Raw genomic sequence first — 23,010 nt, forward strand, 5'->3', positions numbered from 1 at the left:
TGTCGAAGTAGCTCCTGCGAACGGGTCGGAACAGTACGTCGCAGCATCACGGAGGGGCACACATGTCGGTGAGCGATGAGGCAGTGCGGGTCGGGACCGATCCTGGAAGAGTGGACACTACGACGGCCTCTGGGAGGCCGGACGGTCCTGCGCGGGCAACTTGAGCACCTACTCGTGGCAGGGCAGCTTCGGAACGTCGAGCTTCAAGTGATGCCGACGGAACGCGAGGGACATGCCAGCGTCAACGGAGCAATCGAAGTCCTGAAGTTCGAGGACGGCACAGCAGTTGGCCGAACACCGGGGATTGCCAACGGACGGCCTGTGTCCGACCCGAGGCAGCTCCGTATCCTGGAACTCCGTTATGGCATCATCCGGGCTCAAGCACTCACCCCACGTGAGTCAGCCGCGTTCATCGAGCACCTGCTGGGGGAGACATGATCCGCAACACCTCATCCAGAGACTCTTCCGGTCTCGTGTGGTTCAAGAGCACCTACAGCAGCGGGCCAGAGATCGACTCCTGCGTCGAGGTCGCGGGAGCCTGGTTCAAGAGCAGCTACAGCGACGGCAACGAGGGCGACTCCTGCGTCGAGATCGCCACCGCCCCCGCCACCGTGCACGTCCGCGACTCGAAGAACCTCGACGGTCCCCGGCTCGCCTTCGCCCCGACCGCGTGGGCCGGCTTCCTGCCGTACGCGGTCGAGGGCTGATCCCGGAGGACTGTCAGTCGTCCTGCAGCCGCCGGAACGGCTGGTCCGCCTCCAGTTCGAACGCCAGCTCCAGGAGCTTGCGTTCCGCACCGGGGCGGCCCGAGAACATGACGCCGATCGGGAGGCCGTCCGGCGTCGCGCTCGCGGCCGGGACGGAGATCGACGGGGTGCCGACGACGTTGTTGACCGGGGTGAACGACACGTAGTTCACGAGCCGTTCGATCAGCGTGGCGTACGGGACGGCCGGGCTGAGGTGGCCGAGCGGCGGGGTGGTGTGGGCGAGGACCGGGGAGAGGATCAGGTCGAGGCCGCGGAACGCCGCCGCGTAGGCCAGCCGCGTGCGCTTCAGCCGCCGCACGACGGAGGGCGTGGTGCGCCAGTCCCGCACGTACGTCTCGCGCAGGCCCCGGCTCAGGCTGTCCATGCGGCTCCGGTCGAAGTCCGTGCCGAGCGTCCTGCCGGTGACGCCGATGAGGAACGACAGCATGCCCCAGTAGGTGAGGAAGTCGTCGGTGAAGTGCGGGTCGATGGCGAGTTCCACCGGCTCCACGGTGTGGCCGAGCCGCTCCAGGCGCTGCGCCGTCTCCGTCACCGCCGCGCGGGTCTCGGCGTCGGAGGCGACGCCGTTCGGGGAGTCCACCAGGAGGCCGACGCGCAGGCGGCGGTCCGAGGGGCCCTCGACGAGGCCGACGGGCGGGAGCTTCGGGTTCCACCAGTGCTGTTCGGCCGCCGCGAGGAAGGCCGCGCTGTCGCGGACCGAGCGGGTCACCACGCCGTCGGTGATGAGGTCGATGGGGAGCTGGCGGCCCTGCGCGTTCGCGACCATCCGGCCGCGGGTGGGCTTGAGGCCGACGAGACCGCAGCAGGCGGCGGGGATGCGGATCGAGCCGCCGCCGTCGTTGGCGTGCGCGATCGGCACCGCACCGGCGGCGACGAGGGCCGCGCTGCCGCCGGAGGAGCCGCCCGCCGAGTGGTCCGTGTGCCAGGGGTTGCGGACGGGCTCGGCCCCCTCGTACTCGGTGGTGGGGCTGAAGCCGAACTCGGGGAGCCGGGTCTTGCCGAGGACCGTGACGCCGGTGCTCAGGAACTGCCGGGTGAACGGGGCGTGCCGGCGGGCGGCGCGGGGGGCGAAGGCGGCGCTGCCGTGGCCGGTGGGGAGGCCCTGGTAGTCGGTGTTGTCCTTGACGAAGGTCGGCACACCGGCCAGGAGGCCGCCGGACGCGGAGCCGTGGGCCGGGAGGTCGAGGTGGACCTGGACGGCGTTCAGCCGGGCCTCGGCGGCCCGGACGCGGGCCGACGCGTCGCGGGCGGCCTCGGCGGCGCTGATCTCGCCCCGGCGGATCGCCGCCGCGAGGCCGACCGCGTCGTGGTCGCCGAGGGCGTCGTCCCGGAAGACGTGCACCCTGGTCCGCTCCTCGCTGCGTCCTTCGCTCTGTTCCTCGAACGTCGTCACCGTCGGCTCCGCCCTGCGCGCGTGGATGATGGCCCCGCCATCATTCCTTACCGACGGGTAACACGCGAGGGGCCGGCGGGGACGAGTCGAGGAGGATCACCCACTGTGCCCGCTCCGGCCGTCGTCGGCGGCCAGCTCCCAGTCGGTCTCCCACACCCGCACGGCCCCGGCCGAGTCCGCGCCGAAGCACACCGTCCACGCGAACCAGGGGTCGCCGCCGTGCAGGAGGCGTACGGAGGCGTCGGTCATCGAGACGAGCCGCAGTGTGCCGCCGGTCAGCGCCCAGCGGCCGTCCGGGGCGGCCTCGAGCGCGTGCACCGGTTCCGCCACCCCGCCCGACCGGGCCACTCCCCCACCTGCCCCACCCCTCCCCCCGGGCCTCGCCGGTCCGCAGCCTACGGGGCCGGCACGGGGGAGCGGGCGGGAAGGACGGACGGGGGTGTGGACTCCGGCCGGGTCCCGGGATCGGCCACGGGTCCCGGCCGGAAGACGGTGCTCAGAAGTTGATGTTTCCGATTATCCCCGCGATGTTCGTCGTCACCTCGCTGATCGTGGGGGCGATCGTCGACGAGGCCAGGTAGAAGCCGAGCAGCATGCAGACGATCGCGTGTCCTGCCTTCAGTCCCGACTTCTTGATCAGCAGGAAGACGATGATCGCCAGCAGCACCACCGCCGAAATCGAGAGTGCCACGGCGGTTCACCTCCAAGGATCCCAGGGCGCGGGGGTAGGAATATGGGGGCAGATAAATCCACACAGCAGCCAGCAGGTTCATACCCACTATGCGCGAACGATCATAACTATCCGTACGTGCGCATCGGTCGGCGCACGGCCGCACAAGGGGGCGCATGGCCAATATGGTCATGGCATGACGACCGAGGCTGACTCCTTCCCCCGACGGCACGCCCGTACCCTGCGCTTCACGCTCGGCGCGCCGCGTTCCTTCACCGTGGCTCCCGACGGCTCGCGTGTCGTGTTCCTGCGCTCGGGTTCCGGTACGGACCGGGCTCATTCCCTCTGGGTCCTCGACACCGACGGGGGCGGGGAGCGCGTGGCGGCCGACCCGCGCGCCCTCCTGGGCGGGACCTCGGAGGACCTCTCCGCCGAGGAACGCGCCCGGCGGGAGCGGAGCCGTGAAGGCGGTGCCGGCATCATCGGCTACGCCACCGACGCGGCCGTCGAGCTGGCGGCTTTCGCCTTGTCAGGGCGGCTCTTCACGGCCGAGCTGCGGGCCGGGACGGCGCGTCGGCTGACCACGCCGGGACCGGTGATCGACCCCCGGCCGTCACCCGACGGACGGCACGTCGCCTATGTCGCCCGGGGTGTGCTGCGGGTGACCGGGGCCGAGGGGGCGGACGACCGCGCGCTGGCAACCCCCGAGTCGGAGGAGGTCACTTACGGTCTGGCGGAGTTCATCGCGGCCGAGGAGATGGGCCGCTCGCGGGGCTTCTGGTGGGCGCCGGAGTCGGACCGGCTGCTGGTGGCGCGGGTGGACGACACGCCGGTTCGGCGCTGGTGGATCTCCGACCCCGCCCACCCGGGACGGGAGCCGCACCCGGTCCGCTACCCGGCGGCGGGCACGCCGAACGCGGACGTGCGGCTCTTCGTGGTCGACCTCGCGGGGACGCGCACGGAGGTCTCCTGGGACCGTGCGCGGTATCCCTATCTGGCTCATGTGCACTGGTCAGCCGCGGGTGCTCCGCTGTTGCTCGTACAGGCGCGCGACCAGCAGGCGCAATTGATCCTGGCCGTGGACCCGGACTCCGGCACGACCCGGATGGTGCACGCCGACGAAGATCCAACTTGGCTGGAACTTTTCCCCGGGGTGCCCAGCTGGAGCCCCTCCGGGCAACTGGTGCGGATCGCCGACGAGGGGGGTGCCAGGCGGCTCGCCGTCGGTGAACGGCCGCTCACCGGAGGGCAGTTGCACGTCCGTGCGGTACTGGACGTCTCCGACGACGATGTGCTGGTCTCGGCGTCGGCGGGCGAGGAGGCGGCCGCCGCGGAGACCGGCGAGGTGCACGTCTACCGGGTGAACGAACTCGGCATGGAACGCGTCTCACAGGGGCCCGGGGTGCACTCCGCGGTACGCGCCGGAGGCGTGACCGTGCTCGTCTCCGCCGCCCTGGACCGGCCAGGTTCCCGGGCGGTGGTCCTGCGTGACGGGAAAACGACGGCGACTGTCCGCTCGTACGCCGAAGACCCCGGTATGTCCCCCCGCGTGACGCTTACCCAGGGGGGCGCACGCCGCATCCCGTGCGCCGTGCTTATGCCTCGGGACTACGCCGGTGACACCCCCCTGCCGGTGCTCATGGACCCCTACGGTGGTCCGCACGGTCAGCGGGTGACGGCCGCCCACAACCCCTATCTGACCTCGCAGTGGTTCGCCGACCAGGGCTTCGCGGTGGTCGTCGCGGACGGACGCGGCACACCGGGCCGCTCGCCCGCCTGGGAGAAGGCCGTCAAGGACGACATCGCCGCGATCGTCCTCCAGGACCAGGTCGACGCGCTCCAGGCGCTCGCCGGCGACTTCCCGCTCGATCTGGACCGGGTCGCGATCCGGGGCTGGTCCTTCGGCGGCTACCTGGCGGCCCTCGCCGCCCTGCGCCGCCCCGACGTCTTCCACGCGGCGGTGGTGGGCGCCCCGGTCACCGACCTCCGGCTCTACGACACGCACTACCAGGAGCGCTACATCGGCCACCCGCAGGAGCAGCCCGACGTCTACCGCCGCAACTCGGTGATCGACGACGCCGGCCTGGTCGACGCCGCCGAGCCGCACCGCCCGATGATGGTCATCCACGGGCTGGCGGACGACAACGTGGTGGTCGCGCACTCCCTGCGGCTCTCCTCGGCGCTGCTCGCGGCCGGCCGGCCGCACGAGGTGCTGCCGCTGTCCGGCGTCACGCACATGACCCCGCAGGAAGAGGTCGCCGAGAACCTGCTCCGCCTCCAGCTCGACTTCCTCCGGCGCTCACTGGGCCTGACAAACGGGGACGAACCGCGTTAACGCACAGGCAACTTCACGGAAGCGATGCCGATATGCGGACACGGAACGCTGAACGACGTGCGGCCGTGCGGGTGCCGTGAACGGGCCGGGGTGCGCCATGTCACCCCGGCCCGTTGCCGTGCCCCTCCGCCTCGTCCGTGGCCGGAGAGCGGTCAGGCGAGCCGGCTCAGCAGTCGTCCTTCCATTCGATGACGAGCGGGACGGTCTGCCGCTCGGATCCGTCCGTCGCCCAGAGCGTGGCCCGGTGCGTGGTGCCGGCCGGTGCCGCCGGGAGGTTCAGGCTGAAGACACCCGCCACCTCGGTCCCCGACTCGTTCGCACCGGGCAGGACGGCCCCGAAGTCGTTGTACGTCACCCCGGGAGGGAGGTCGCCGGCGCCGATCTCTATCTCGGTCGACCAACTGCCGTCGAGCTGGACGTAGACGTGGGGAACCCGGTCGGAAGCGGCCTCGCCGCAGACGCTCTGGCTCCCCCCTCCGCCCAGCGCCACGAGCTCCCAGGTGGCCGCCTGCTGTGCCGTCCGGGACGTGGAGGCGTCCGCCCCGGACGCCGGGGCCGCCGCGGCGGCCGGAACGCCGCCCAGCGTCACCGCCGCCAGTGCGCCGGCCAGACCGAGTGCGGCCGTGGTGGTACGACGAAGCGTTCTCATGGGCTGCTCCCCTTCAGGAAGGAACGGTGTCCGTGGGCCCGGTGGCCCGTGGGACACATTGCGCCGGAACAACGCTGCCGGGAGGGCCGGCGGTTCAGTCCCCGGGGCGCTCCTCCGGCGGCACCACCTGCTTCTCCTCCGCGAAGTGGCAGGCCGAGTCGTGGGCGGCGGGGCCCCCGGCGGACTCGAACCAGGCCGGCACGGCGAGGGCCGGGACCTCGAGCGCGCAGCGCTCCCTGGCCTTCCAGCAGCGGGTACGGAAGCGGCAGCCGGAGGGGATGTTCGTCGGGGACGGGACGTCACCGCTGAGGATGATCCGCTCCCGGTGCTCCCGGGCCACCGGGTCGGGGACCGGGACGGCGGAGAGCAGCGCCTGGGTGTAGGGGTGCGTGGGATGGTCGTAGATCTCGGCGTCCCTGCCGGTCTCCACGATCCGGCCGAGGTACATCACCGCGACCCGGTCCGAGATGTGCCGGACGATCGACAGGTCGTGCGCGATGAAGATGTAGGCGAGGTCGAACTCGCTCTGCAGACGGTCCATCAGGTTGATGACCTGGGCCTGCACCGAGACGTCCAGCGCGGAGACGGGCTCGTCGGCGACGATGATCTCCGGGCGCAGCGCCAGCCCGCGGGCGATGCCGATGCGCTGGCGCTGGCCGCCGGAGAACTGGTGCGGATAGCGGTTGATGTACTCCGGGTTGAGGCCGACGACGTCCAGCAGGTCCTGGACCCGCCTGCGCCGGTCGCCCTTGGGCGCCACCTCGGGATGGATGTCGTAGGGCTCCCCGATGATGTCCCCCACCGTCATACGGGGGTTGAGGGAGGTGTACGGGTCCTGGAACACCATCTGGATGTTGCGGCGCACGGACCTGAGCGCCTTGCCCGACAGGCGGGTGATGTCCTCGCCCTTGTAGCGGATCGAACCGGCCGTCGGGCGCTCCAGGTTGACCAGCGTCTTCGCGACCGTCGACTTGCCGCAGCCGGACTCGCCGACGATGCCCAGGGTCTCGCCCCGGCCCAGGTGGAAGTCCACGCCGTCGACCGCGCGCACGGCGCCGACCTGCTTGCGGAAGACGACGCCCCGGGTCAGCGGGTAGTGCTTGACCAGGCCGCTGACCTCCAGGATCGGCTCAGTCATCCAGACACTCCCTCCAGAAGTGGCAGGCGCTCCCCCGCGTCGGCGAGACCTCGTACAGCGGGGGCTCGTCGGTGCGGCAGACGTCCCGGGCCAGCGGGCAGCGGGGGTGGAAGGCGCAGCCCGGCGGAATGTTCATGAGGTTGGGCGGCAGGCCCTTGATGGCGTAGAGCTCCTGGCCCTTCTGGTCCAGGCGGGGGATGGAGTCCAGCAGACCGCGCGTGTACGGGTGGGCCGGGGCCTTGTAGATGTCGTGGACCGGTGCCGACTCGACGATCCGGCCCGCGTACATCACGGCGATGCGGTCGGCGACGTCGGCGACCACCCCCAGGTCGTGGGTGATCAGGATGAGACCCATGCGGTACTCGCGCTGGAGCTCCGCGAGCAGCTCCATGACCTGGGCCTGGACGGTGACGTCGAGGGCCGTGGTCGGCTCGTCGGCGATGATCAGGGCGGGCTCCAGGGACAGCGCCATCGCGATCATGATGCGCTGGCGCATACCGCCGGAGAACTGGTGCGGGTACTGCTTGACCCGCTCCCGGGCCGCCGGGATGCGCACCCGGTCCATCAGCTCGATCGCCCTGGCCCGCGCCTCCTTGCGGGACATGCCCCGGTGCACGGTGAACATCTCGCCCAGCTGGTCGCCGACCGAGATCACGGGGTTGAGGGAGGACAGCGCGTCCTGGAAGATCATCGCCATCTCGGCGCCCCGGATCCGCCGGCGCTCCTCCTCCTTGAGCTTCAGCAGGTCGCGTCCCTGGAAGACGACCTCGCCGCCGGTGATCCGGCCGGGCGGGATGTCGAGGATGCCCATGACGGCCTGCGCCGTCACGGACTTGCCGGACCCTGACTCGCCGAGCACCGCCAGGGTCTCGCCCGCGTCCACGCCGTAGCTGACCCCGTTGACGGCCCTCGCGACTCCGTCCCGGGTGTGGAACTCCACGTGCAGGTCGCGCACTTCGAGCAGCACGGCGGCTCACCTCAGCTTCGGGTCGAGGGCGTCGCGCACCGCGTCGCCGAGCATGATGAAGGCCAGGACGGTGAGCGCGAGGGCCCCGGAGGGCCACAGCAGCGCGTGCGGGGCGTTGCGGATGTACGGGGAGGCCGCGGAGATGTCGATGCCCCAGGAGACGCTGGGCGGCTTCAGGCCGACGCCGAGGTAGGACAGGGTGGCCTCCAGCGAGATGTAGGTGCCCAGCGCGATGGTCGCGACGACGATGACCGGGGCGACGGCGTTGGGCGCGATGTGCCGGAGCACCAGCCGGGAGTGGGAGGCGCCGAGCGCCCGCGCGGCCTGCACGTAGTCGTTCTGCTTGGCGGTGATGACGGAGCCGCGGGCGATGCGGGAGAGCTGCGGCCAGCCCAGCAGCACGATGAACCCGATGACCGGCCAGATGGTGTTGCTGGTGATGACGGAGAGCAGCACCAGCCCGCCGAGCACCACGGGGATGGCGAAGAAGACGTCGGTGATCCGGGACAGGACCGAGTCCCAGATGCCGCCGAAGTACCCCGCGAGGGCGCCGAGGACGCTGCCGAGGACGGAGACGCCGAGGGTGGCGAGGACGCCGACCGCGACGGACGTACGGGCGCCGTAGACGGTGCGGGTGTAGACGTCGCAGCCCTGGCCGTCGAAGCCGAAGGGATGGCCGGCCTGGGAGCCCTGCTGGGCCTTGGACAGGTCGCACTTGAGGGGGCTGCCGGAGGCGATCGCCGAGGGCCACAGGGAGATGAGGACCAGGAAGAGGATGACCAGGGCGGAGACGATGAAGACCGGGTTGCGGCGCAGGTCGCGCCAGGCGTCGGACCACAGGGAGCGCGGCCGGTCCCTCGGCCCGGTGCCGTCCGGGCCCTCCGGCCGCTTCTCCAGGCTCTCGGCCTCGTCGACGCCCAGGTCCATGGTGCCGCCCATCCCGGTCCCGGCGATGGCCTGTTCGGGTTCGTGGCGGCCGTCAGGCATAGCGGATCCTCGGGTCGAGTACGGCGTACAGGAGGTCGACGATGAGGTTGGCGACCAGGAACACCAGCACCAGCACGGTGACGAAGCCGACGACGGTCTGTGTGTTCTGCCGGAGGATGCCCTGGTAGAGCTGGTAGCCGACACCGTGGATGTTGAAGATCCGCTCGGTGACGATGGCGCCGCCCATGAGGAAGCCGATGTCGGCCCCGATGAAGGTGATCACGGGGATGAGGGAGTTGCGCAGCAGGTGCCGCACGACCACCCGGTGGCGGGGCAGGCCCTTGGCGATGGCGGTGCGGACGTAGTCGGAGCGGCGGTTCTCGGCGATGGAGGTACGGGTCAGCCGGGTGACGTAGGCGAGGGAGACGGAGGCCAGCACGAGTCCGGGCAGGACCAGTTCGTCGAAGGGCGCCCCTGAGGAGACCGAGGGGCGGATCCAGCCCCACTTCACGCCGAGCAGCAGCTGGAGCAGCAGGCCGGTGACGAAGGTGGGCACGGAGATGACGACGAGGGTGAGGATCAGCACGCCGGTGTCGACGGGGCGGCCCCGGCGCAGTCCGGTGACCACGCCGAGGGTGACGCCGATGACGATCTCGAAGAGGATCGCGATGAGGGTGAGCCGGATGGTGACGGGGAACGCCGTCGACATCAGCTCGGTGACCTCCTGGCCGTTGAACGCCGTGCCGAAGTCGCCGGTGAAGACGTTCCCCATGTAGGTCAGGTACTGCTGCCAGACGGGCTTGTCGAGGCCGAACTCCTGCTCGAGGCGGGCGGCGGTCGCCGGGTCGCACCGGCGCTCGCCGCACAGCCCCGCGATGGGGTCGCCCATCACGTTGACCATGAGGAAGATCAGCAGCGTGGCGCCGATGAACACCGGGATCATCTGGAGCAGACGCCGGACGACATAGCGGCCCATGGCCGGTCAGCTCACCTTGATCTGGTCGTACACGGGGACGCTGAAGGGGTTGAGCTTGACCTCGGACAGCCGCTCCGACCAGCCGGCGCTGCCGTTCTGGTACCAGAGCGGGATGGCGGCCATGTTGTCCCGGACGACCCCCTCGGCCTGCTGGAACAGGTCGATGGCCCTGGCCGTGTCGGTCTCCTGGTTGGCCCGGTCGACGAGGTCGTCGAACTCCTGGTTGGACCACTTGCCGTCGTTGGAGGAAGCGTCGGTGTAGTAGAGCGGCTGGAGGAAGTTCTGGATCAGCGGGTAGTCCATCTGCCAGCCCGCGCGGAACGGCCCGGTCATGTTCCGCTCGGTGATCTCGTTGCGGAAGTCGGCGAAGGTCCCGACCGGGTTGGCGGTGCAGGCGCGCTCGTCGTCCAGCGCGTTGTTGATGGAGTTGCAGACGGCGTTGACCCACTCGCGGTGGGAGCCGGTGTCGGCGTTGAAGGTGATCGTCACCTTGCCGCCGGGCAGCCCGCCGCCCTCCTCGATGAGCCTCTTCGCCTCGTCGGGCTTGTACTCGCAGCCCTCCCCGCACAGGCCGGCCTGGAAGCCGCCGTCCTCGCCGAGGACGGGGGAGGTCCAGTCGGTGGCGGGGGTGCGGGTCTTCTGGAAGATCGTGTCGGTGATCTGCTCCCGGTCGATCGCCATGGACAGGCCCTTGCGGACCTTCTCCGAGCCCGCCTTGTTCCAGTTCTCGTCGTAGAACGGGAAGGCGAGCGTCTGGATGATGCCGGCGGGGGTGTTGAGGTAGCGGTCGCCGAGGTCGTCCTGCACGTTCCTCAGCTGGGCCGCGGGGACGTCGTCGACCAGGTCGAGGTTGCCGGCCAGCAGGTCGGTGTAGGCGGTGTTGTTGTCGGTGTAGACCTTGAGGTCGACCCCGCCGTTCTGCGCCTTGTCGTCGCCCGGATAGTCGTCCCACGCGCGCAGGGACATCTGGGAGCCGCGCGTGTAGGAGTCGACCAGGTAGGGGCCGTTGCCGACCGGTTTCCTCACCCAGGCGTCGTGGTCGTCGAAGAACGCGCGGGGCAGCGGGGCGAAGGCGTTGTAGCCGAGGGTGTCGGGGAAGGTCGAGAACTTCTGGGTGAGCCTGACGGTGAAGGTGCGGTCGCCGGTGACCTCCAGGCCGGACAGGGTGTCGGCGGTCTGCTCCCCCTCCTCGGGGTGGACCTGGTCGTATCCCTCGATGTAGGCGAAGAAGTACGAGTTGCGCTGGTTGTTCCGCAGACTCGCGCCGTAGTTCCAGGCGTCCACGAAGGACCGGGCGGTGACCTCCTCGCCGTTGCTGAAGGTCCAGCCGTCCCTGACGGTGACGGTGAAGTTCTGCGAGTCGTCCGTCTCGATCTTCTCGGCGAGCATGTCCTTGGCCTCGCCGGTCTCCGGGTCGTACCGCTTCAGGCCCCGGAAGATCATGTCGAGGACCTTGCCGCCCTGCACCTCGTTGGTGTTCGACGGCTCCAGCGGGTTCTGCGGATCGCCCCAGGAGGCGCTCAGCACGGCCCCGGAGTCGCTCCCGCCGCCGTCCCCGCCGCCTCCGCAGCCTGTCGCCGCGAGGGCGGCCGCCACCGCGCAGGCGGCCCATCTGGCGTGCATGGCTCCGCGCATGGGGTGCCTCCTCGTACGTGTGCCGATCATGAGGCCAATATCGGCGCAAAGTGCGCGGAACGCATATCCGCGGCACCTGTACGGGGAGGGCCCCGGCCATATGTACGTACGAGAGCCCCGAACGGGCGACGGCGTCCTGCCGCTTCCTCTCACGGGCGACGGCGCCCGTCCGCCCCCGGACGCACGGCGGCTGCCGTCCGCCTCCCTGAGGGGCGTACGGCAGCCGTGGTGTCCTGCGCGGGTCAGTCCTTCCCGGCCGACTCCTCCAGCGCCTTCAGCGCGGGGTCGAGGACGACGTCCTCACCGCGGGACTCCGTGGTGGGGTCCTCCGGGAAGTGGCAGGCCGTCAGGTGGCCGTCACGGTTGCCGGAGATCTGCACCAGCGGCGGCTCGTCCGTCGCGCACTTGTCCTGCGCCTTCCAGCAGCGGGTGCGGAAGCGGCAGCCGGACGGCGGGGAGATCGGCGAGGGCACGTCACCGTAGAGCCGGATGCGCTCCCGGTCCTCCGTCTCGTCGTCCATCGCCACCTCGGGCACGGCCGACAGCAGGGCGTGGGTGTAGGGGTGCCGGGGACGGTTGTAGATGGAGTCCCGGTCCCCGACCTCGACCACCTTGCCGAGGTACATCACGGCCAGGCGCTGTGAGAAGTGCCGGACCACCGCGAGGTCGTGGGCGATGAAGAGGAAGGCGATGCCCATCTCTTCCTGGACCTTCTGCAGCAGGTTGACGACCTGCGCCTGGATCGACACGTCCAGCGCGGAGACCGGCTCGTCCGCCACGATCAGCTTCGGGTTCAGCGCGAGGGCACGGGCGACGCCGATGCGCTGGCGCTGGCCGCCGGAGAACTCGTGCGGGAAGCGGTTGTAGTGCTCGGGGTTGAGGCCCACGAGCTCGAGCAGCTCGCGCACCTTCTTCTCCCGGCCGCCCGCGGGGTCGATCCCGTTGACCTCCATCGGCGACTTGATGATGGTGCCGACGGTCTGCCGCGGGTTCAGCGAGGAGTACGGGTCCTGGAAGATCATCTGGATCTCGGACCGCACGGGCGCCAACTGCTTGCGCTTGGCGTGCGTGATGTCCTGGCCGGCGTACTCGATCCTGCCGCCGGTCGGCTCCAGCAGGCGGGTGATCAGCCGGCCGGTGGTGGACTTGCCGCAGCCCGACTCACCCACCAGGCCGACGCTCTCGCCGACGCCGACGGTCAGGTCGACGTTGTCGACCGCCTGGACGGCGCCGACCTTCCGCTTGATCGGGAAGCCGCCGTAGATCGGGAAGTGCTTGGTCAGGCCCTCCACCTTGAGCAGCGCCTCGGGGGACGCGCCGGTGGAGCCCTGCTGTGCGGGGAGGGTGAGGTTCTCGCTCATGTCTCGGATCTCTCCCTAGCGCAGCCGGGGCTGGATCGTGTCGATGAATATGGACTGCTTCAGCTCCGCCGTCAGGTGGCAGGCCGACGCGCGGCCTTCGCCGAGCGGCGGGCGCTCGGTGCTGCAACGGTCGCCCGCCACCTTGCCCGTGAACTCACAGCGCGGGTGGAAGGGGCAGCCGGACGGCGGGTTCAGCAGGCTGGGCGGGGACCCGGGGATCGGGTTGAGCGCCTGCGAGGTGTCGCCGCCGAGGCGCGGCATCGAGCTGAGCAGACCCCAGGTGTAGGGGTGCTTCGGCTGACGGAGCACCTCGCGGACGCTGCCCCGCTCCACGGCCCGGCCGGAGTACATCACCAGCAGGTCGTCGGCCATGTTGGAGATGACGCCGAGGTCGTGGGTGATGAAGATGATCGCCGAGCCGAACTCCTGCTGGAGATCCTTGAGCAGGTCGAGGATCTGTGCCTGGACCGTCACGTCGAGGGCCGTCGTCGGCTCGTCGGCGATCAGCAGGTCCGGGTCGCAGACCAGCGCCATGGCGATCATCGCGCGCTGACGCATACCGCCGGAGAACTGGTGCGGGTAGTCGTCCACCCGGGTTTTCGGCTGCGGGATGCCGACCTTGGTCAGCATCTCGATCGCCCGTGCCCGCGCCTCCTTCTTGGAGGCGCCGGTGTGCTTCATGTACGGCTCGGCGATCTGCCGGCCCACCGTGTAGTACGGCGAGAGCGCCGTCAGCGGGTCCTGGAAGATCATCGCGACCTTGTTGCCGCGGAGCTTCTCCATCTCCTTCTCGGAGGCGGTGACCAGGTCCTTCCCCTCGAGGATGATCTCGCCCTCGACGGTGCTGCTCTTGGGGTTGTGCAGGCCGAGCACCGTCAGGTTGGTGACGGACTTGCCGGAGCCCGACTCGCCCACGATACCGAGGGTCTTGCCGCGCTCGACGTCGAAGGACAGCCCGTCGACCGCCTTGACGATGCCGTCCTCGGTGGAGAACCGCACCCGCAGGTCGCGGACCGAGAGGAAGGAATCCGGCCCGGTCGGGGCCTTCTCGCCTTCGGTCTTGGTCAGAGTGGTCACGGTGTTCTCCTAGCTGAGCCGCACGCGCGGGTCGATGTACGCGTAGGCGAGGTCGACGAGGATGTTCAGAAGCAGGATGAAGAACGCCCCGAACAGCATGACGCCCATGGTCACCGGCAGGTCCTTCGTCAGCGAGGAGTCCACCGCGAGACGGCCGATGCCGGCCAGGTCGAACGTGAACTCCGTGACCACCGCTCCGGAGAGCAGTGCGCTGAGGTCCATACCCAGGATAGTGACGATCGGAATCAGCGAGCCACGCCAGGCATAGCGGAAGAAGACGTACCGCTGACGCATGCCCTTGGCGCGCGCGGTGCGGACGTGCTCCTCCTGCAGTTGCTCGATCATGGTCGAGCGCGACATACGGGTGTACTGGGCGGTGAAGATGGTGGCCATCACGACCCACGGGATGAGCAGGCCCAGCGCCCAGCTGGCCGGATTGTCGGTGAACTCGTGGTACTTGGGGAATTCCAGGATGCCCGAGCTGTAGACGAAGATGCCGAGGATGATCGGGCCGAGCAGGTAGATCTGGAACGAGCTGAGCACGATCGAGGCGCCGGAGACGAGCTTGTCGACCACCGTGCCGCGCTTCCAGGCGGCGAGCATACCCGAGCCGAGACCCAGGATCAGGAAGATCACCAGGCCGCCGACGGTCAGCGACAGCGTCAGCGGGAAGCGGTCGATGATGGAGTCCCAGACGAACTCGTTGGTGTCGAAGGACTGCCCGAGGCAGGGCGCGGCGCAGTGTCCCGTCGAGAAGTCACGGCCGGCCACGATGCCCGACATGAACTCCCAGAACTGGGTGGTGATCGGTTTGTCCAGGCCCAGGTTCTCCCGGATCACCGCGAGGTTCTCGGGCGAGCAGTTCTTGCCGCAGGACAGCGCAGCGAAGTCCTGTGGAACCGTATAGAACAGGAAGAACGTGAAGGCGCCGATCAGGAACAAGATGACGACGGCGCCGATCAGCCTGCGGATGAGGAACTGAAGCATGGCGGGTGAATGCTCTCTTCGAAACGCGGCGGCAGGGAGGGGGTACCGTCCGCGGGGGTGCGCTCCGCCTGGCGCACACCCCCGCGGTCAGCCGAGCTGACGGGTTACGGCTGCTTCAGGTACACGTCGTTGATGTCGATGTAGCTCGACCTCGTGCTGTACCGGGCGCCACCGATGTTCGAACCGTAGAGCTGGATCTGCTTCGAGAAGTAGACCGGGGCGGCCGGGTTGATCTCCTCCACGATGCGGTGGTGAGCCTTCTCCCAGGTCTTGGCGGCCTCCTCGGGCTCCTGCTCCAGGGCCTGGTTGATGAGGTCGTTGACCTGCTTGTCGTTGATGTGCGAGTAGTTGGACGCACCGTCCTGGATCAGCTGGCCGTCGTAGACGGGGGTGATGACCGTGGACGGCGACGGCCAGTCCTGGCCCCAGCCGGTCATGTAGATGTCGTACGGGTTGTCCAGCTTGCCGACCTGCTCGTAGAAGCTGGCCCGGTCGATCTCCTTGGCCTGGACGTCGAAGCCGATCTTCGCCAGGGCGTCCTTGATGATGACCTGCTGGGCCTGGCCGCGCGGCGTGTTGGAGTAGGCGTAGGTGAGCTTCGTGCCCTCCTCGACACCCGCCTCCTTCAGCAGCTCCTTGGCCTTCTCGATGTCACCGTTGGGCTTCTTCAGCTTGCCGAACGGGTCGTAGGTCGGGTCGAAGTTCGGCAGGGTCGGGGCGAGCAGACCACCGGCGACCTCACCGCCGTAGCGGCCACCGTCGGCCTGGACCATGGACTGGTTCGGGATGGCGTAGGTGATCGCGTCGCGGACCTTCTTGTCCTTGACCTGGTCCCGGTCCAGGTTGAAGTTCAGCTGCCACACGTAGGGCTGGTAGCCCTGGATGGTGCGCTTCTTGGCGTTCGCGTCACCGATGACCGCGGACATCTGCGCCGGGTCCACCGAGTCGGTGAACTGGATCGCGTTCTTGGCGTCACCCTGGTCCGCCATCAGACGCTTGGTCTGGCTGGGCTGCGAGACGGTGCTGCTGAAGTTGTAACCGTCGACGTACTGGTGACGCACCGCGTCCGTCTTCGGGTCCCACTTGTCGTTCTTGACCAGCTTCATCGACTTGCCCGGCTTGTACTCGGCGATCTTGTAGGGGCCGAGCGCGGCGGGGGCCTTGTCGTACTTCTCCTTCGTGTCCCGCTTCTCGGGCACGATGGCGTAGCCGGCCATGGCCAGGGCCTGCGGGAGGTCCGGGCGCGGCTTGTCGAAGTGGAAGACGACCGTCTTGGCGTCCGGGGTCTCCAGGACGGTGTCCGGCAGGTGCTTGCCCTTGTAGGGGCCGTCCGGCAGCGCCTTGCGGTAGTCGTTGCCCGAGAGCCAGGACTGGACGAAGGTCGGACCGTCGAAGATGACCTTCGAGTACAGACGCTCGATGGAGTGGCGGACGTCGGCCGAGGTGATGGCGTTGCCCTGCTCGTCCGTCACGCCGTCCTTGAGCGTGAACGTCCAGGTCTTGCCGTCGTCGGAGGGCGTGCCGGAGTCGGTGGCGATGTCACCGACGACGGTCAGGTTGCCCTCCTCGTCCTCCTGGTAGTTCGTCAGACCGCGGTGCACCAGGTTCGCGAACTGGCCGGCGTCGCTCACGTAGATCTGACCCGGGTCCATGTGGGACAGGTCCGACTGCATGTAGACGTTGATGAAGCCGCCGGGCTTGGCGCCGGCGACCTCTTCGGCCGGGCCCGTGGAGGCGGCGGCGTCACCGTAGGCAACAGGGTCCTGCTGCTTGGCGGCGTCCTTCTGGTTCTGCGAGTCGTCCTTGCCCTTACCGCTCCCACCGTTGTCGCCGGAGCAGCCGGTCAGCGCCAGTGAGCCGGCCACGATGGCGACTGCGATGGCACGCGCGGTACGCGTTCTGATGGGCTTCATGATGCGGATGCACCTACCTGTCTTGTTGTCCACGAGTGCTGCCTGACGGTCCGGAAGCCCGGCACGGGGGCGGCAGCTCCCCCACCCACCAATGGACGTTTACCGTCCGGTCTTGGGGTCGAATGCGTCCCGGACGGAGTCGCCGAGAAGGTTGAAGGCGAGAACGAAGATCACCAGCGCCGCGCCGGGGAAGAGCAGGAACATCGGATCCTGCTCGTACACCTCGGTGCCGGTCTTGAACATGCGGCCCCAGTCCGGTGTCGGCTCCGTGAAGCCGACCCCGATGAACGAGAGGAAGGCGATGGTGAGGATCGTGCTCGGCAGGATGTAGGTGGCCTGCACCAGGATCGGTGTGACGATGTTCGGCAGGATCTCCTTGCGCACGATACGCGCGGGAGGGGCACCGGACACCTTCGCGGCCTCCACGAACTCCCGGTCCGCCAGGGACAGTACGGAACTGCGCACCAGGCGGGACAGGCCCATCCAGCCGAGGAACCACATCACCAGGATGATCGCCACGGCCCGCAGGTAGGTGGGGGTCTCGTCCTGCGGGTCGACGAACATCGCGGTCACGACCGGCATGAAGGCGATGAAGAACAGCTGCTGCGGGAAACCGAGGAAGAAGTCCGTGATCCGGCCGAGCCAGTAGTCGACACGACCGCCGAAGTAGCCGCCGATCATGCCGATGATCACGCCCGTGATCACGCTGAGCAGCGAGACCGCCACCGCCATGTACAGCGAGGTGCGCATCCCGTAGAGCAGCATCGTGAACACGTCACGACCCAGCTTCGGCTCCACGCCGAACCAGAAGTCGCCCGAGATGCCGCCGTAGGCACCGGTCGGCATGGCGAAGTCGTCCAGGAGGAACGGGTACTCCGGCTCCTGGGCGTACAGCGTGTAAGGGTCCTTGCCGTACAGGTTCGCGATGAGCGGGGCACAGAGGGCCACCACGAAGAAGAAAATCACTACGCACGCGGAGACGACCCCGGTACGGTCGCGCTTGAAGCGCTGCCACATCAACTGGCCGGGGGAACGACCCTCGGGCTGCTTCTCACCCTTGGCGACCGTGATTTCGGTGGTCGCTGCGAGTTCGGGGTCCAAGACAGCCGCGGACCCGGAGTCCTCGGCCTTGATTGGACTGGTCATCGTGTTCGTCCCCCGGGGGGTTGGAGAGTTGAGCGCAGCACAGATACCGGCAGGTTCTGTGGTTTGGGGGAACTTTCGCCAAGAGTGTCAACGCGCGTCAAGGGCGGAAGGCATAGGGATCTCCCTAGCGTTCATATTTTGAGCAAAAATTGCAAAGATTGACACCTACGCGCGCTTGACACCGCTCAACTGAATTCGGCATTTCGGACATATAGGTGCACCTTTTTGTTTACATGTCCGAAACGCGTTTCTCTGCACACCGATATGCGAACGTGACTTCCCGCTTCCCGGAAGCCACCGCCCGCTCACGGGCGCGCGACGACGGACCTCGCGCCGGGCCCGTACCATGGGGGTGAGGCCGTGGCGTGTATCAGCCCGGCAGGGCCCGCACACCACACACGCTCGTGCAGGGCATTCCACAGCACTCCGGGAGTACGCCTTTTATGGCTCCGTCCGCAACACGTCACGACATCCGCAACGTCGCCATCGTCGCTCACGTCGACCACGGCAAGACCACCATCGTCGACGGCATGCTCAAGCAGGCCGGCGCCTTCGCCGCCCACCAGCTCGACTCGGTCGACGACCGCATGATGGACTCGAACGACCTGGAGCGTGAGAAGGGCATCACGATCCTCGCCAAGAACACGGCGGTGAAGTACCACCCCAAGGACGGCGGGGAGCCCATCACGATCAACATCATCGACACCCCCGGCCACGCCGACTTCGGCGGTGAGGTCGAGCGCGGCCTGTCGATGGTCGACGGTGTGGTGCTGCTGGTGGACGCCTCCGAGGGCCCCCTCCCGCAGACCCGCTTCGTGCTGCGCAAGGCGCTGCAGCAGAAGCTGCCGATCATTCTCTGCATCAACAAGACGGACCGTCCGGACGCCCGGATCGACGAGGTCGTCAACGAGACCTACGACCTCTTCCTCGACCTGGACGCCGACGAGGAGCAGATCGAGTTCCCGATCGTCTACGCCTGCGGCCGGGACGGTGTCGCCTCCCTGACCAAGCCGGACGACGGCACGGTCCCCTCCGACTCCACCAGCCTGCAGCCGTTCTTCTCGACGATCCTGGACTACATCCCGGCGCCGACCTACTCCGAGGACGCCCCGCTCCAGGCCCATGTCACCAACCTCGACGCCGACAACTTCCTCGGCCGTATCGCCCTGCTCCGCGTCCACCAGGGCGAGCTGAAGAAGGGGCAGACCGTCGCCTGGATGAAGCGCGACGGCACCGTCGCCAACGTGCGCATCTCCGAGCTGATGATGACCGAGGCGCTCACCCGCAAGCCCGCCGAGAAGGCCGGCCCCGGTGACATCTGCGCCGTGGCCGGTATCCCGGACATCATGATCGGCGAGACCCTGGCCGACCCGGAGAACCCGATCCCGCTGCCGCTGATCACGGTGGACGAGCCGGCCATCTCCATGACCATCGGCACCAACACCTCCCCGCTGGTCGGGCGCGGCGGCACCGGCAAGGGCGCGAGCAACAAGGCGGCCGTCAAGGACCGCAAGGTCACCGCCCGCCAGGTCAAGGACCGCCTGGACCGCGAGCTGATCGGCAACGTCTCGCTCCGCGTCCTCGACACCGAGCGCCCCGACGCCTGGGAGGTGCAGGGCCGCGGCGAGCTGGCGCTGGCCATCCTGGTCGAGCAGATGCGCCGTGAGGGCTTCGAGCTCACCATCGGCAAGCCGCAGGTGGTCACCAAGGACGTCGACGGCAAGGTCTACGAGCCGGTCGAGCGCATGACCATCGACGTCCCCGAGGAGCACATGGGCGCGGTCACGCAGCTCATGGGTGTCCGCAAGGGCCGGATGGACAACATGTCCAACCATGGCTCCGGCTGGGTCCGCATGGAGTTCGTGGTGCCCTCCCGCGGTCTGATCGGCTTCCGTACGGAGTTCCTGACCCAGACCCGCGGCACGGGCATCGGCCACTCCATCCACGAGGGCCACGAGCCCTGGTTCGGGACGCTGACCACGCGTAACAACGGCTCGCTGGTCGCCGACCGCGCCGGTGCGGTCACCGCCTTCGCGATGACCAACCTCCAGGAGCGCGGGGTGCTGTTCACCGAGCCCGGCACCGAGGTGTACGAGGGCATGATCGTCGGCGAGAACTCGCGCGCCGACGACATGGACGTCAACATCACCAAGGAGAAGAAGCTCACCAACATGCGGTCGTCCTCGGCCGACTCGTTCGAGGCGATCGTCCCGCCGCGCAAGCTGTCGCTGGAGCAGTCCCTGGAATTCTGCCGCGACGACGAGTGCGTGGAGGTCACCCCGGAGGCCGTGCGCATCCGCAAGGTGAACCTGGACGCCCGCGAGCGCGCCCGCGCCACCAGCCGCGCCAAGCACGGCTGACCCCTCCGGGTACGGACACGGAAGCGGCCCGCCCCGTCACGGGGCGGGCCGCTTCCGTCTGCCCGAGGCGTCAGTCCCCGTCCGACGACTCGGAGCTCTCGGCACCCCGGGAGCCGGGTGAGCCCGGTGTGCCCGACGGGCCCTGGGCGGACTTCTTCAGAAAGCCCATGTCCTCGAAGACCGGGGTACGGAAGCCGAAGGCCCCGGCGTTGGCCAGGTTCTCGCTGGCCGCGACGAGCTGGGGGCGCTGGAACAGCGGGATCGAACCGGCCGCCGCCCAGATGCGGGAGTCGGCCTTGCGGATCAGCGCCCGGCGCTCCTTGTCGTCCAGCGTGCCGATGGCCTGGTCGAAGAGCTGGTCGACCTGGTCGGTGCCGACCCGGGTCCAGTTCTGTTCCACGTTCAGGGAGCCGTCGGCCGCCGGGACCGGCTTGGAGTAGACGGGGCGGGCGTCGGTGGCGGGGAAGGCGGTCGCGGGCCACGAGTACAGGGCGAGGTCGTAGGCGCCCGAGGCGATGTGGTCCTTGAAGTAGCTGTCGCTGTCGACCTTGGAGATGTCGGTACGGATGCCGATCTTCTCCAGCATCTTCGAGATGCGGCCGGCCACGGTGGCCGACGTGTCCGAGCCGGGCCCCGACGGCAGGACGAAGCGGAGGGTGAGCGCCTTGCCGTCCTTGGCGACGGGCGCGTTCTCGGCGCGGGCCGGGGCGGCGGTGCCCTTGGGGGCGTAGGCGCCGGGGGCGCCGCCCTGGTTCAGCTGCCTGGTCCCCGTGCCGGAGTCCTGCGGGGCCTTGTCGTCACCGCCGGAGCCGCTCCCTGTGTCGCCCTTGTCACTGTTGTCCGTCTTCTCGTCCGTCTCCTCGTCCGTCTCCTCGTCCTGCTTCTCGTCCTGCTTCTCGTCCTGGGCGTCCTTCTCGTTGTCCTCGCCGACGATGTACGTGCCGTCGTCGCCGCCCTCGCTGTCCCCGTCGCCCTCGCTGTCCCCGTCGTCCCCCGACTCGCTGCCGGAGCTGCCCTCCTCCTCCGACTCCGAGCCGGCCGCCTCCTCCTCGTCCTCGTCGTCGTCCTTCTTCTTCTCCTCCACCGGCCCTCCCCGCACCCAGCCGGCGTCCGCGAGCAGCGCCCGCGCCTCCTTGGCGTCCTGTTCGCCCAGGGCGCCGCTGCCGTCGGCGTAGGCGGCCTGGCCGGCCAGCGCGAGATGGCTGCCGACGGGCTCGGTGGGCAGGCCCAGGGGCTCCAGGACGGCCTCGGCGATGTCCGCCCGGTCCAGGGCGCGGGCCACGGCGCGGCGGACCCGCTCGTCGGCGAGGGGGCCCTCGGCGCCGTTGAGAGCGAGCTGCGTGTAGGCGGGCTCCAGGGACTTGCGGACCTCGTAGCCGCCGAGGGCCTTCTGCTGGCGGGCGTACTTGGCGGCCTTCTTGCGGAGCTTCTTGCGGGCGGTGATCTCCTCGTCGGCGGCGTCCTCGTCGGAGCCGTTGGCGACCGCCCAGGAGCGCAGCGCGTCGGCGGCGGAGCGGTCCGCGCCGGGGCCGGCGAGGGGGGCGCTCCCGCTCTTCGCCGGCGGGAGCGCGGCGGCGGTGATCCGGCCGGCCTCGCCGGGGCCGATCTCGGCCAGATCGATGGTGCCGTCGCTGAGCGCGGAGATCCGCTTGTCGTGGGCGACGGAGCGCAGCACGATTTTCGAGAGCTTCGCCGCGTCGCCCCACCAGCGCTCGTCGCGGGTGAGGGTGACCTCGTCCTCGCCGGTGTCGACCTTCTCCAGGGTGAAGGGTCCCGCGGTGACCTTCAGCTTCTTGCGCGCCCCGTCGTTGAAGGAGTCGGGGGTGCCCGTCACCTCCTTGGGGTACAGCGGGGTGAACAGCGACTTCCAGTCGGCGTAGGGGCGGCTGAAGGTGACTTTGACCTCGAGGTCGTTCCTGCCCCGTTCGATCTTGCCGATGCGGTCGTAGCCGGCGTTGCGGGCGGTCCAGTAGGCGGTGTCCTTGCCGGAGAGTGCGCGCCACTGGGCGGCGAAGTCGGCGGCGCCGATCTCGCGGCCGTCGCTCCAGACGGCCTGCTGGTTGAGCTTGTAGAGGACCACCTGTTTGGGCTCGGTGTCGACGACCTCGGCGGACTCCAGGTAGTCCGGGTTGCGCACCGCCCGGCCCTGGCCGTCCATCCGGTACAGGGAGGGCAGGACGGCCTGGGCGATCCGGGAGGTGGTGGTGTCGGCGTCCGCCTGGAAGGTGTTCAGGGTCTCCGGGACGCTGTCCACGGCCCAGCGCAGGGTGCCCCCGTCGGCGACCTTCGCGCGGTCGGCGGCCGCGATGTCCGCCGGGGCCAGCGGCTTGCCCGCCGGGTCGTCGGAACCGCATCCGGCCAGCGCGGGCACCGCGAGCATTCCGGCGGTGAGGAGGGCGACCGAGCGCAGAGCCGCGCGCGGTCCGACGCCGTCGTGGGACATCTCTGGGTACCTCCGGGAAGCCGCGGGCGTTACGATCACTTTTGGTGGTATTTGGATCTCATCCGATGTATGCGGCCCACTGAAGAGGAAAGGGTTCGGCAACTCAGGGCGACACGGCGGCCACGGGCGTCAACCCCACCCGTGCGGCGCAACGCACCGTCCGGTGCACCCATACGCCTCAGCCAATCGATGCACATCCCTTCACAGCACAAGGTGTGACGCGCAACACTCGCAGGCGCATGAACGTTGCCGCCTTGGCCCAGAAG

The 23,010-nt window shown here is 69.1% G+C and carries 18 protein-coding genes and 1 pseudogene; 4 read left to right on the forward strand and 15 right to left on the reverse strand.

Features of this window, described 5'->3' with window-relative positions:
• Window positions 1–99 precede the first annotated feature (99 nt).
• Window positions 100–438 (forward strand): annotated as a pseudogene (locus HTV45_RS34220) (Scr1 family TA system antitoxin-like transcriptional regulator); the annotation flags it as partial.
• Window positions 435–707 (forward strand): DUF397 domain-containing protein, encoded by a 273-nt coding sequence (locus tag HTV45_RS11325; RefSeq protein WP_215205564.1) that lies wholly within the window; start codon window positions 435–437, stop codon window positions 705–707. The pseudogene HTV45_RS34220 and the gene HTV45_RS11325, both read left to right, overlap by 4 nt.
• 13 nt (window positions 708–720) lie before the next feature.
• On the opposite strand, the gene HTV45_RS11330 is transcribed toward HTV45_RS11325, so the two are convergent.
• The 3 genes from HTV45_RS11330 to HTV45_RS11340 all read right to left on the reverse strand — a co-directional run bounded on the left by HTV45_RS11330 (window position 721) and on the right by HTV45_RS11340 (window position 2,851).
• Window positions 721–2,160 carry an amidase gene (locus HTV45_RS11330; RefSeq protein WP_215205565.1) on the reverse strand — a complete coding sequence of 480 codons (1,440 nt, stop codon included), beginning with the start codon at window positions 2,158–2,160 and terminating at the stop codon, window positions 721–723.
• A gap of 96 nt (window positions 2,161–2,256) precedes the next feature.
• On the reverse strand, window positions 2,257–2,508 hold the full coding sequence (locus tag HTV45_RS11335; RefSeq protein WP_215205566.1) for a hypothetical protein: 252 nt from the start codon (window positions 2,506–2,508) through the stop codon (window positions 2,257–2,259).
• Window positions 2,509–2,656: 148 nt separating this feature from the next.
• Window positions 2,657–2,851, reverse strand: coding sequence for a DUF2304 family protein (locus tag HTV45_RS11340; RefSeq protein ID WP_215205567.1), 195 nt, complete (start codon window positions 2,849–2,851; stop codon window positions 2,657–2,659).
• Window positions 2,852–3,026: 175 nt separating this feature from the next.
• Here HTV45_RS11340 and HTV45_RS11345 point away from each other — a divergent pair, with 175 nt between their 5' ends.
• The gene (locus HTV45_RS11345; protein WP_215205568.1) at window positions 3,027–5,165 is read left to right on the forward strand and encodes a S9 family peptidase; all 2,139 of its coding nucleotides are present in this window, start codon (window positions 3,027–3,029) and stop codon (window positions 5,163–5,165) included.
• Window positions 5,166–5,331: 166 nt separating this feature from the next.
• Here HTV45_RS11345 and HTV45_RS11350 read toward each other — a convergent pair whose 3' ends face one another.
• From HTV45_RS11350 to HTV45_RS11400, 11 genes are all read right to left on the reverse strand, one after another.
• On the reverse strand, window positions 5,332–5,814 hold the full coding sequence (locus HTV45_RS11350) for a DUF5980 family protein (protein WP_215205569.1): 483 nt from the start codon (window positions 5,812–5,814) through the stop codon (window positions 5,332–5,334).
• Between the two features lie 94 nt (window positions 5,815–5,908).
• A complete protein-coding gene (locus HTV45_RS11355) occupies window positions 5,909–6,952 on the reverse strand; it encodes an ABC transporter ATP-binding protein (RefSeq protein WP_215205570.1) in 1,044 nt (347 codons plus the stop codon).
• Window positions 6,945–7,919, reverse strand: coding sequence for an ABC transporter ATP-binding protein (locus HTV45_RS11360; protein WP_215205571.1), 975 nt, complete (start codon window positions 7,917–7,919; stop codon window positions 6,945–6,947). Before HTV45_RS11360 ends, HTV45_RS11355 begins: the two co-directional genes overlap by 8 nt.
• Window positions 7,920–7,925: 6 nt before the next feature.
• Window positions 7,926–8,906: an ABC transporter permease gene (locus HTV45_RS11365; protein WP_215205572.1), complete on the reverse strand. Its 981-nt coding sequence runs from the start codon at window positions 8,904–8,906 to the stop codon at window positions 7,926–7,928.
• Window positions 8,899–9,822: an ABC transporter permease gene (locus tag HTV45_RS11370; protein ID WP_215205573.1), complete on the reverse strand. Its 924-nt coding sequence runs from the start codon at window positions 9,820–9,822 to the stop codon at window positions 8,899–8,901. The genes HTV45_RS11365 and HTV45_RS11370 overlap by 8 nt, the downstream gene beginning before the upstream one ends.
• A gap of 6 nt (window positions 9,823–9,828) precedes the next feature.
• On the reverse strand, window positions 9,829–11,457 hold the full coding sequence (locus HTV45_RS11375) for an ABC transporter substrate-binding protein (RefSeq protein WP_215205574.1): 1,629 nt from the start codon (window positions 11,455–11,457) through the stop codon (window positions 9,829–9,831).
• Window positions 11,458–11,699: 242 nt separating this feature from the next.
• Window positions 11,700–12,818 (reverse strand): ABC transporter ATP-binding protein, encoded by a 1,119-nt coding sequence (locus HTV45_RS11380; protein WP_215205575.1) that lies wholly within the window; start codon window positions 12,816–12,818, stop codon window positions 11,700–11,702.
• Between the two features lie 15 nt (window positions 12,819–12,833).
• Window positions 12,834–13,895: an ABC transporter ATP-binding protein gene (locus HTV45_RS11385; RefSeq protein WP_215205576.1), complete on the reverse strand. Its 1,062-nt coding sequence runs from the start codon at window positions 13,893–13,895 to the stop codon at window positions 12,834–12,836.
• 9 nt (window positions 13,896–13,904) lie between these two features.
• The gene (locus HTV45_RS11390) at window positions 13,905–14,882 is read right to left on the reverse strand and encodes an ABC transporter permease (protein WP_215205577.1); all 978 of its coding nucleotides are present in this window, start codon (window positions 14,880–14,882) and stop codon (window positions 13,905–13,907) included.
• A gap of 104 nt (window positions 14,883–14,986) precedes the next feature.
• The gene (locus tag HTV45_RS11395) at window positions 14,987–16,795 is read right to left on the reverse strand and encodes an ABC transporter substrate-binding protein (RefSeq protein ID WP_215205578.1); all 1,809 of its coding nucleotides are present in this window, start codon (window positions 16,793–16,795) and stop codon (window positions 14,987–14,989) included.
• 99 nt (window positions 16,796–16,894) lie between these two features.
• Complete coding sequence (locus HTV45_RS11400; protein ID WP_215205579.1) at window positions 16,895–17,941, reverse strand: ABC transporter permease; 1,047 nt, start codon at window positions 17,939–17,941, stop codon at window positions 16,895–16,897.
• 443 nt (window positions 17,942–18,384) lie between these two features.
• On the opposite strand from HTV45_RS11400, the gene typA reads away from it, so the two are divergent.
• Window positions 18,385–20,301 carry a translational GTPase TypA gene (gene typA / locus HTV45_RS11405; protein ID WP_215205580.1) on the forward strand — a complete coding sequence of 639 codons (1,917 nt, stop codon included), beginning with the start codon at window positions 18,385–18,387 and terminating at the stop codon, window positions 20,299–20,301.
• Between the two features lie 70 nt (window positions 20,302–20,371).
• Here the strand turns inward: typA and HTV45_RS11410 are convergent, their stop codons facing one another.
• The gene (locus HTV45_RS11410) at window positions 20,372–22,744 is read right to left on the reverse strand and encodes an ABC transporter family substrate-binding protein (RefSeq protein ID WP_215205581.1); all 2,373 of its coding nucleotides are present in this window, start codon (window positions 22,742–22,744) and stop codon (window positions 20,372–20,374) included.
• Window positions 22,745–23,010 lie beyond the last annotated feature (266 nt).

The sequence above is a fragment of the Streptomyces sp. CHD11 genome, from assembly GCF_018638295.1.
In the GTDB taxonomy this organism is placed as follows: Bacteria; Actinomycetota; Actinomycetes; order Streptomycetales; family Streptomycetaceae; genus Streptomyces.

What these genes read in the sequence shown, in the direction of transcription:
- HTV45_RS11325 (WP_215205564.1), top strand. Translation starts at nt 435, where the DNA reads ATGATCCGCAACACCTCATCCAGAGACTCTTCCGGTCTCGTGTGGTTC.
- HTV45_RS11345 (WP_215205568.1), top strand. Translation starts at nt 3,027, where the DNA reads ATGACGACCGAGGCTGACTCCTTCCCCCGACGGCACGCCCGTACCCTG.
- HTV45_RS11350 (WP_215205569.1), bottom strand. Translation starts at nt 5,814, where the DNA reads ATGAGAACGCTTCGTCGTACCACCACGGCCGCACTCGGTCTGGCCGGC.
- HTV45_RS11355 (WP_215205570.1), bottom strand. Translation starts at nt 6,952, where the DNA reads ATGACTGAGCCGATCCTGGAGGTCAGCGGCCTGGTCAAGCACTACCCG.
- HTV45_RS11365 (WP_215205572.1), bottom strand. Translation starts at nt 8,906, where the DNA reads ATGCCTGACGGCCGCCACGAACCCGAACAGGCCATCGCCGGGACCGGG.
- HTV45_RS11370 (WP_215205573.1), bottom strand. Translation starts at nt 9,822, where the DNA reads ATGGGCCGCTATGTCGTCCGGCGTCTGCTCCAGATGATCCCGGTGTTC.
- HTV45_RS11375 (WP_215205574.1), bottom strand. Translation starts at nt 11,457, where the DNA reads ATGCGCGGAGCCATGCACGCCAGATGGGCCGCCTGCGCGGTGGCGGCC.
- HTV45_RS11380 (WP_215205575.1), bottom strand. Translation starts at nt 12,818, where the DNA reads ATGAGCGAGAACCTCACCCTCCCCGCACAGCAGGGCTCCACCGGCGCG.
- HTV45_RS11390 (WP_215205577.1), bottom strand. Translation starts at nt 14,882, where the DNA reads ATGCTTCAGTTCCTCATCCGCAGGCTGATCGGCGCCGTCGTCATCTTG.
- HTV45_RS11395 (WP_215205578.1), bottom strand. Translation starts at nt 16,795, where the DNA reads ATGAAGCCCATCAGAACGCGTACCGCGCGTGCCATCGCAGTCGCCATC.
- HTV45_RS11400 (WP_215205579.1), bottom strand. Translation starts at nt 17,941, where the DNA reads ATGACCAGTCCAATCAAGGCCGAGGACTCCGGGTCCGCGGCTGTCTTG.
- typA (WP_215205580.1), top strand. Translation starts at nt 18,385, where the DNA reads ATGGCTCCGTCCGCAACACGTCACGACATCCGCAACGTCGCCATCGTC.
- HTV45_RS11410 (WP_215205581.1), bottom strand. Translation starts at nt 22,744, where the DNA reads ATGTCCCACGACGGCGTCGGACCGCGCGCGGCTCTGCGCTCGGTCGCC.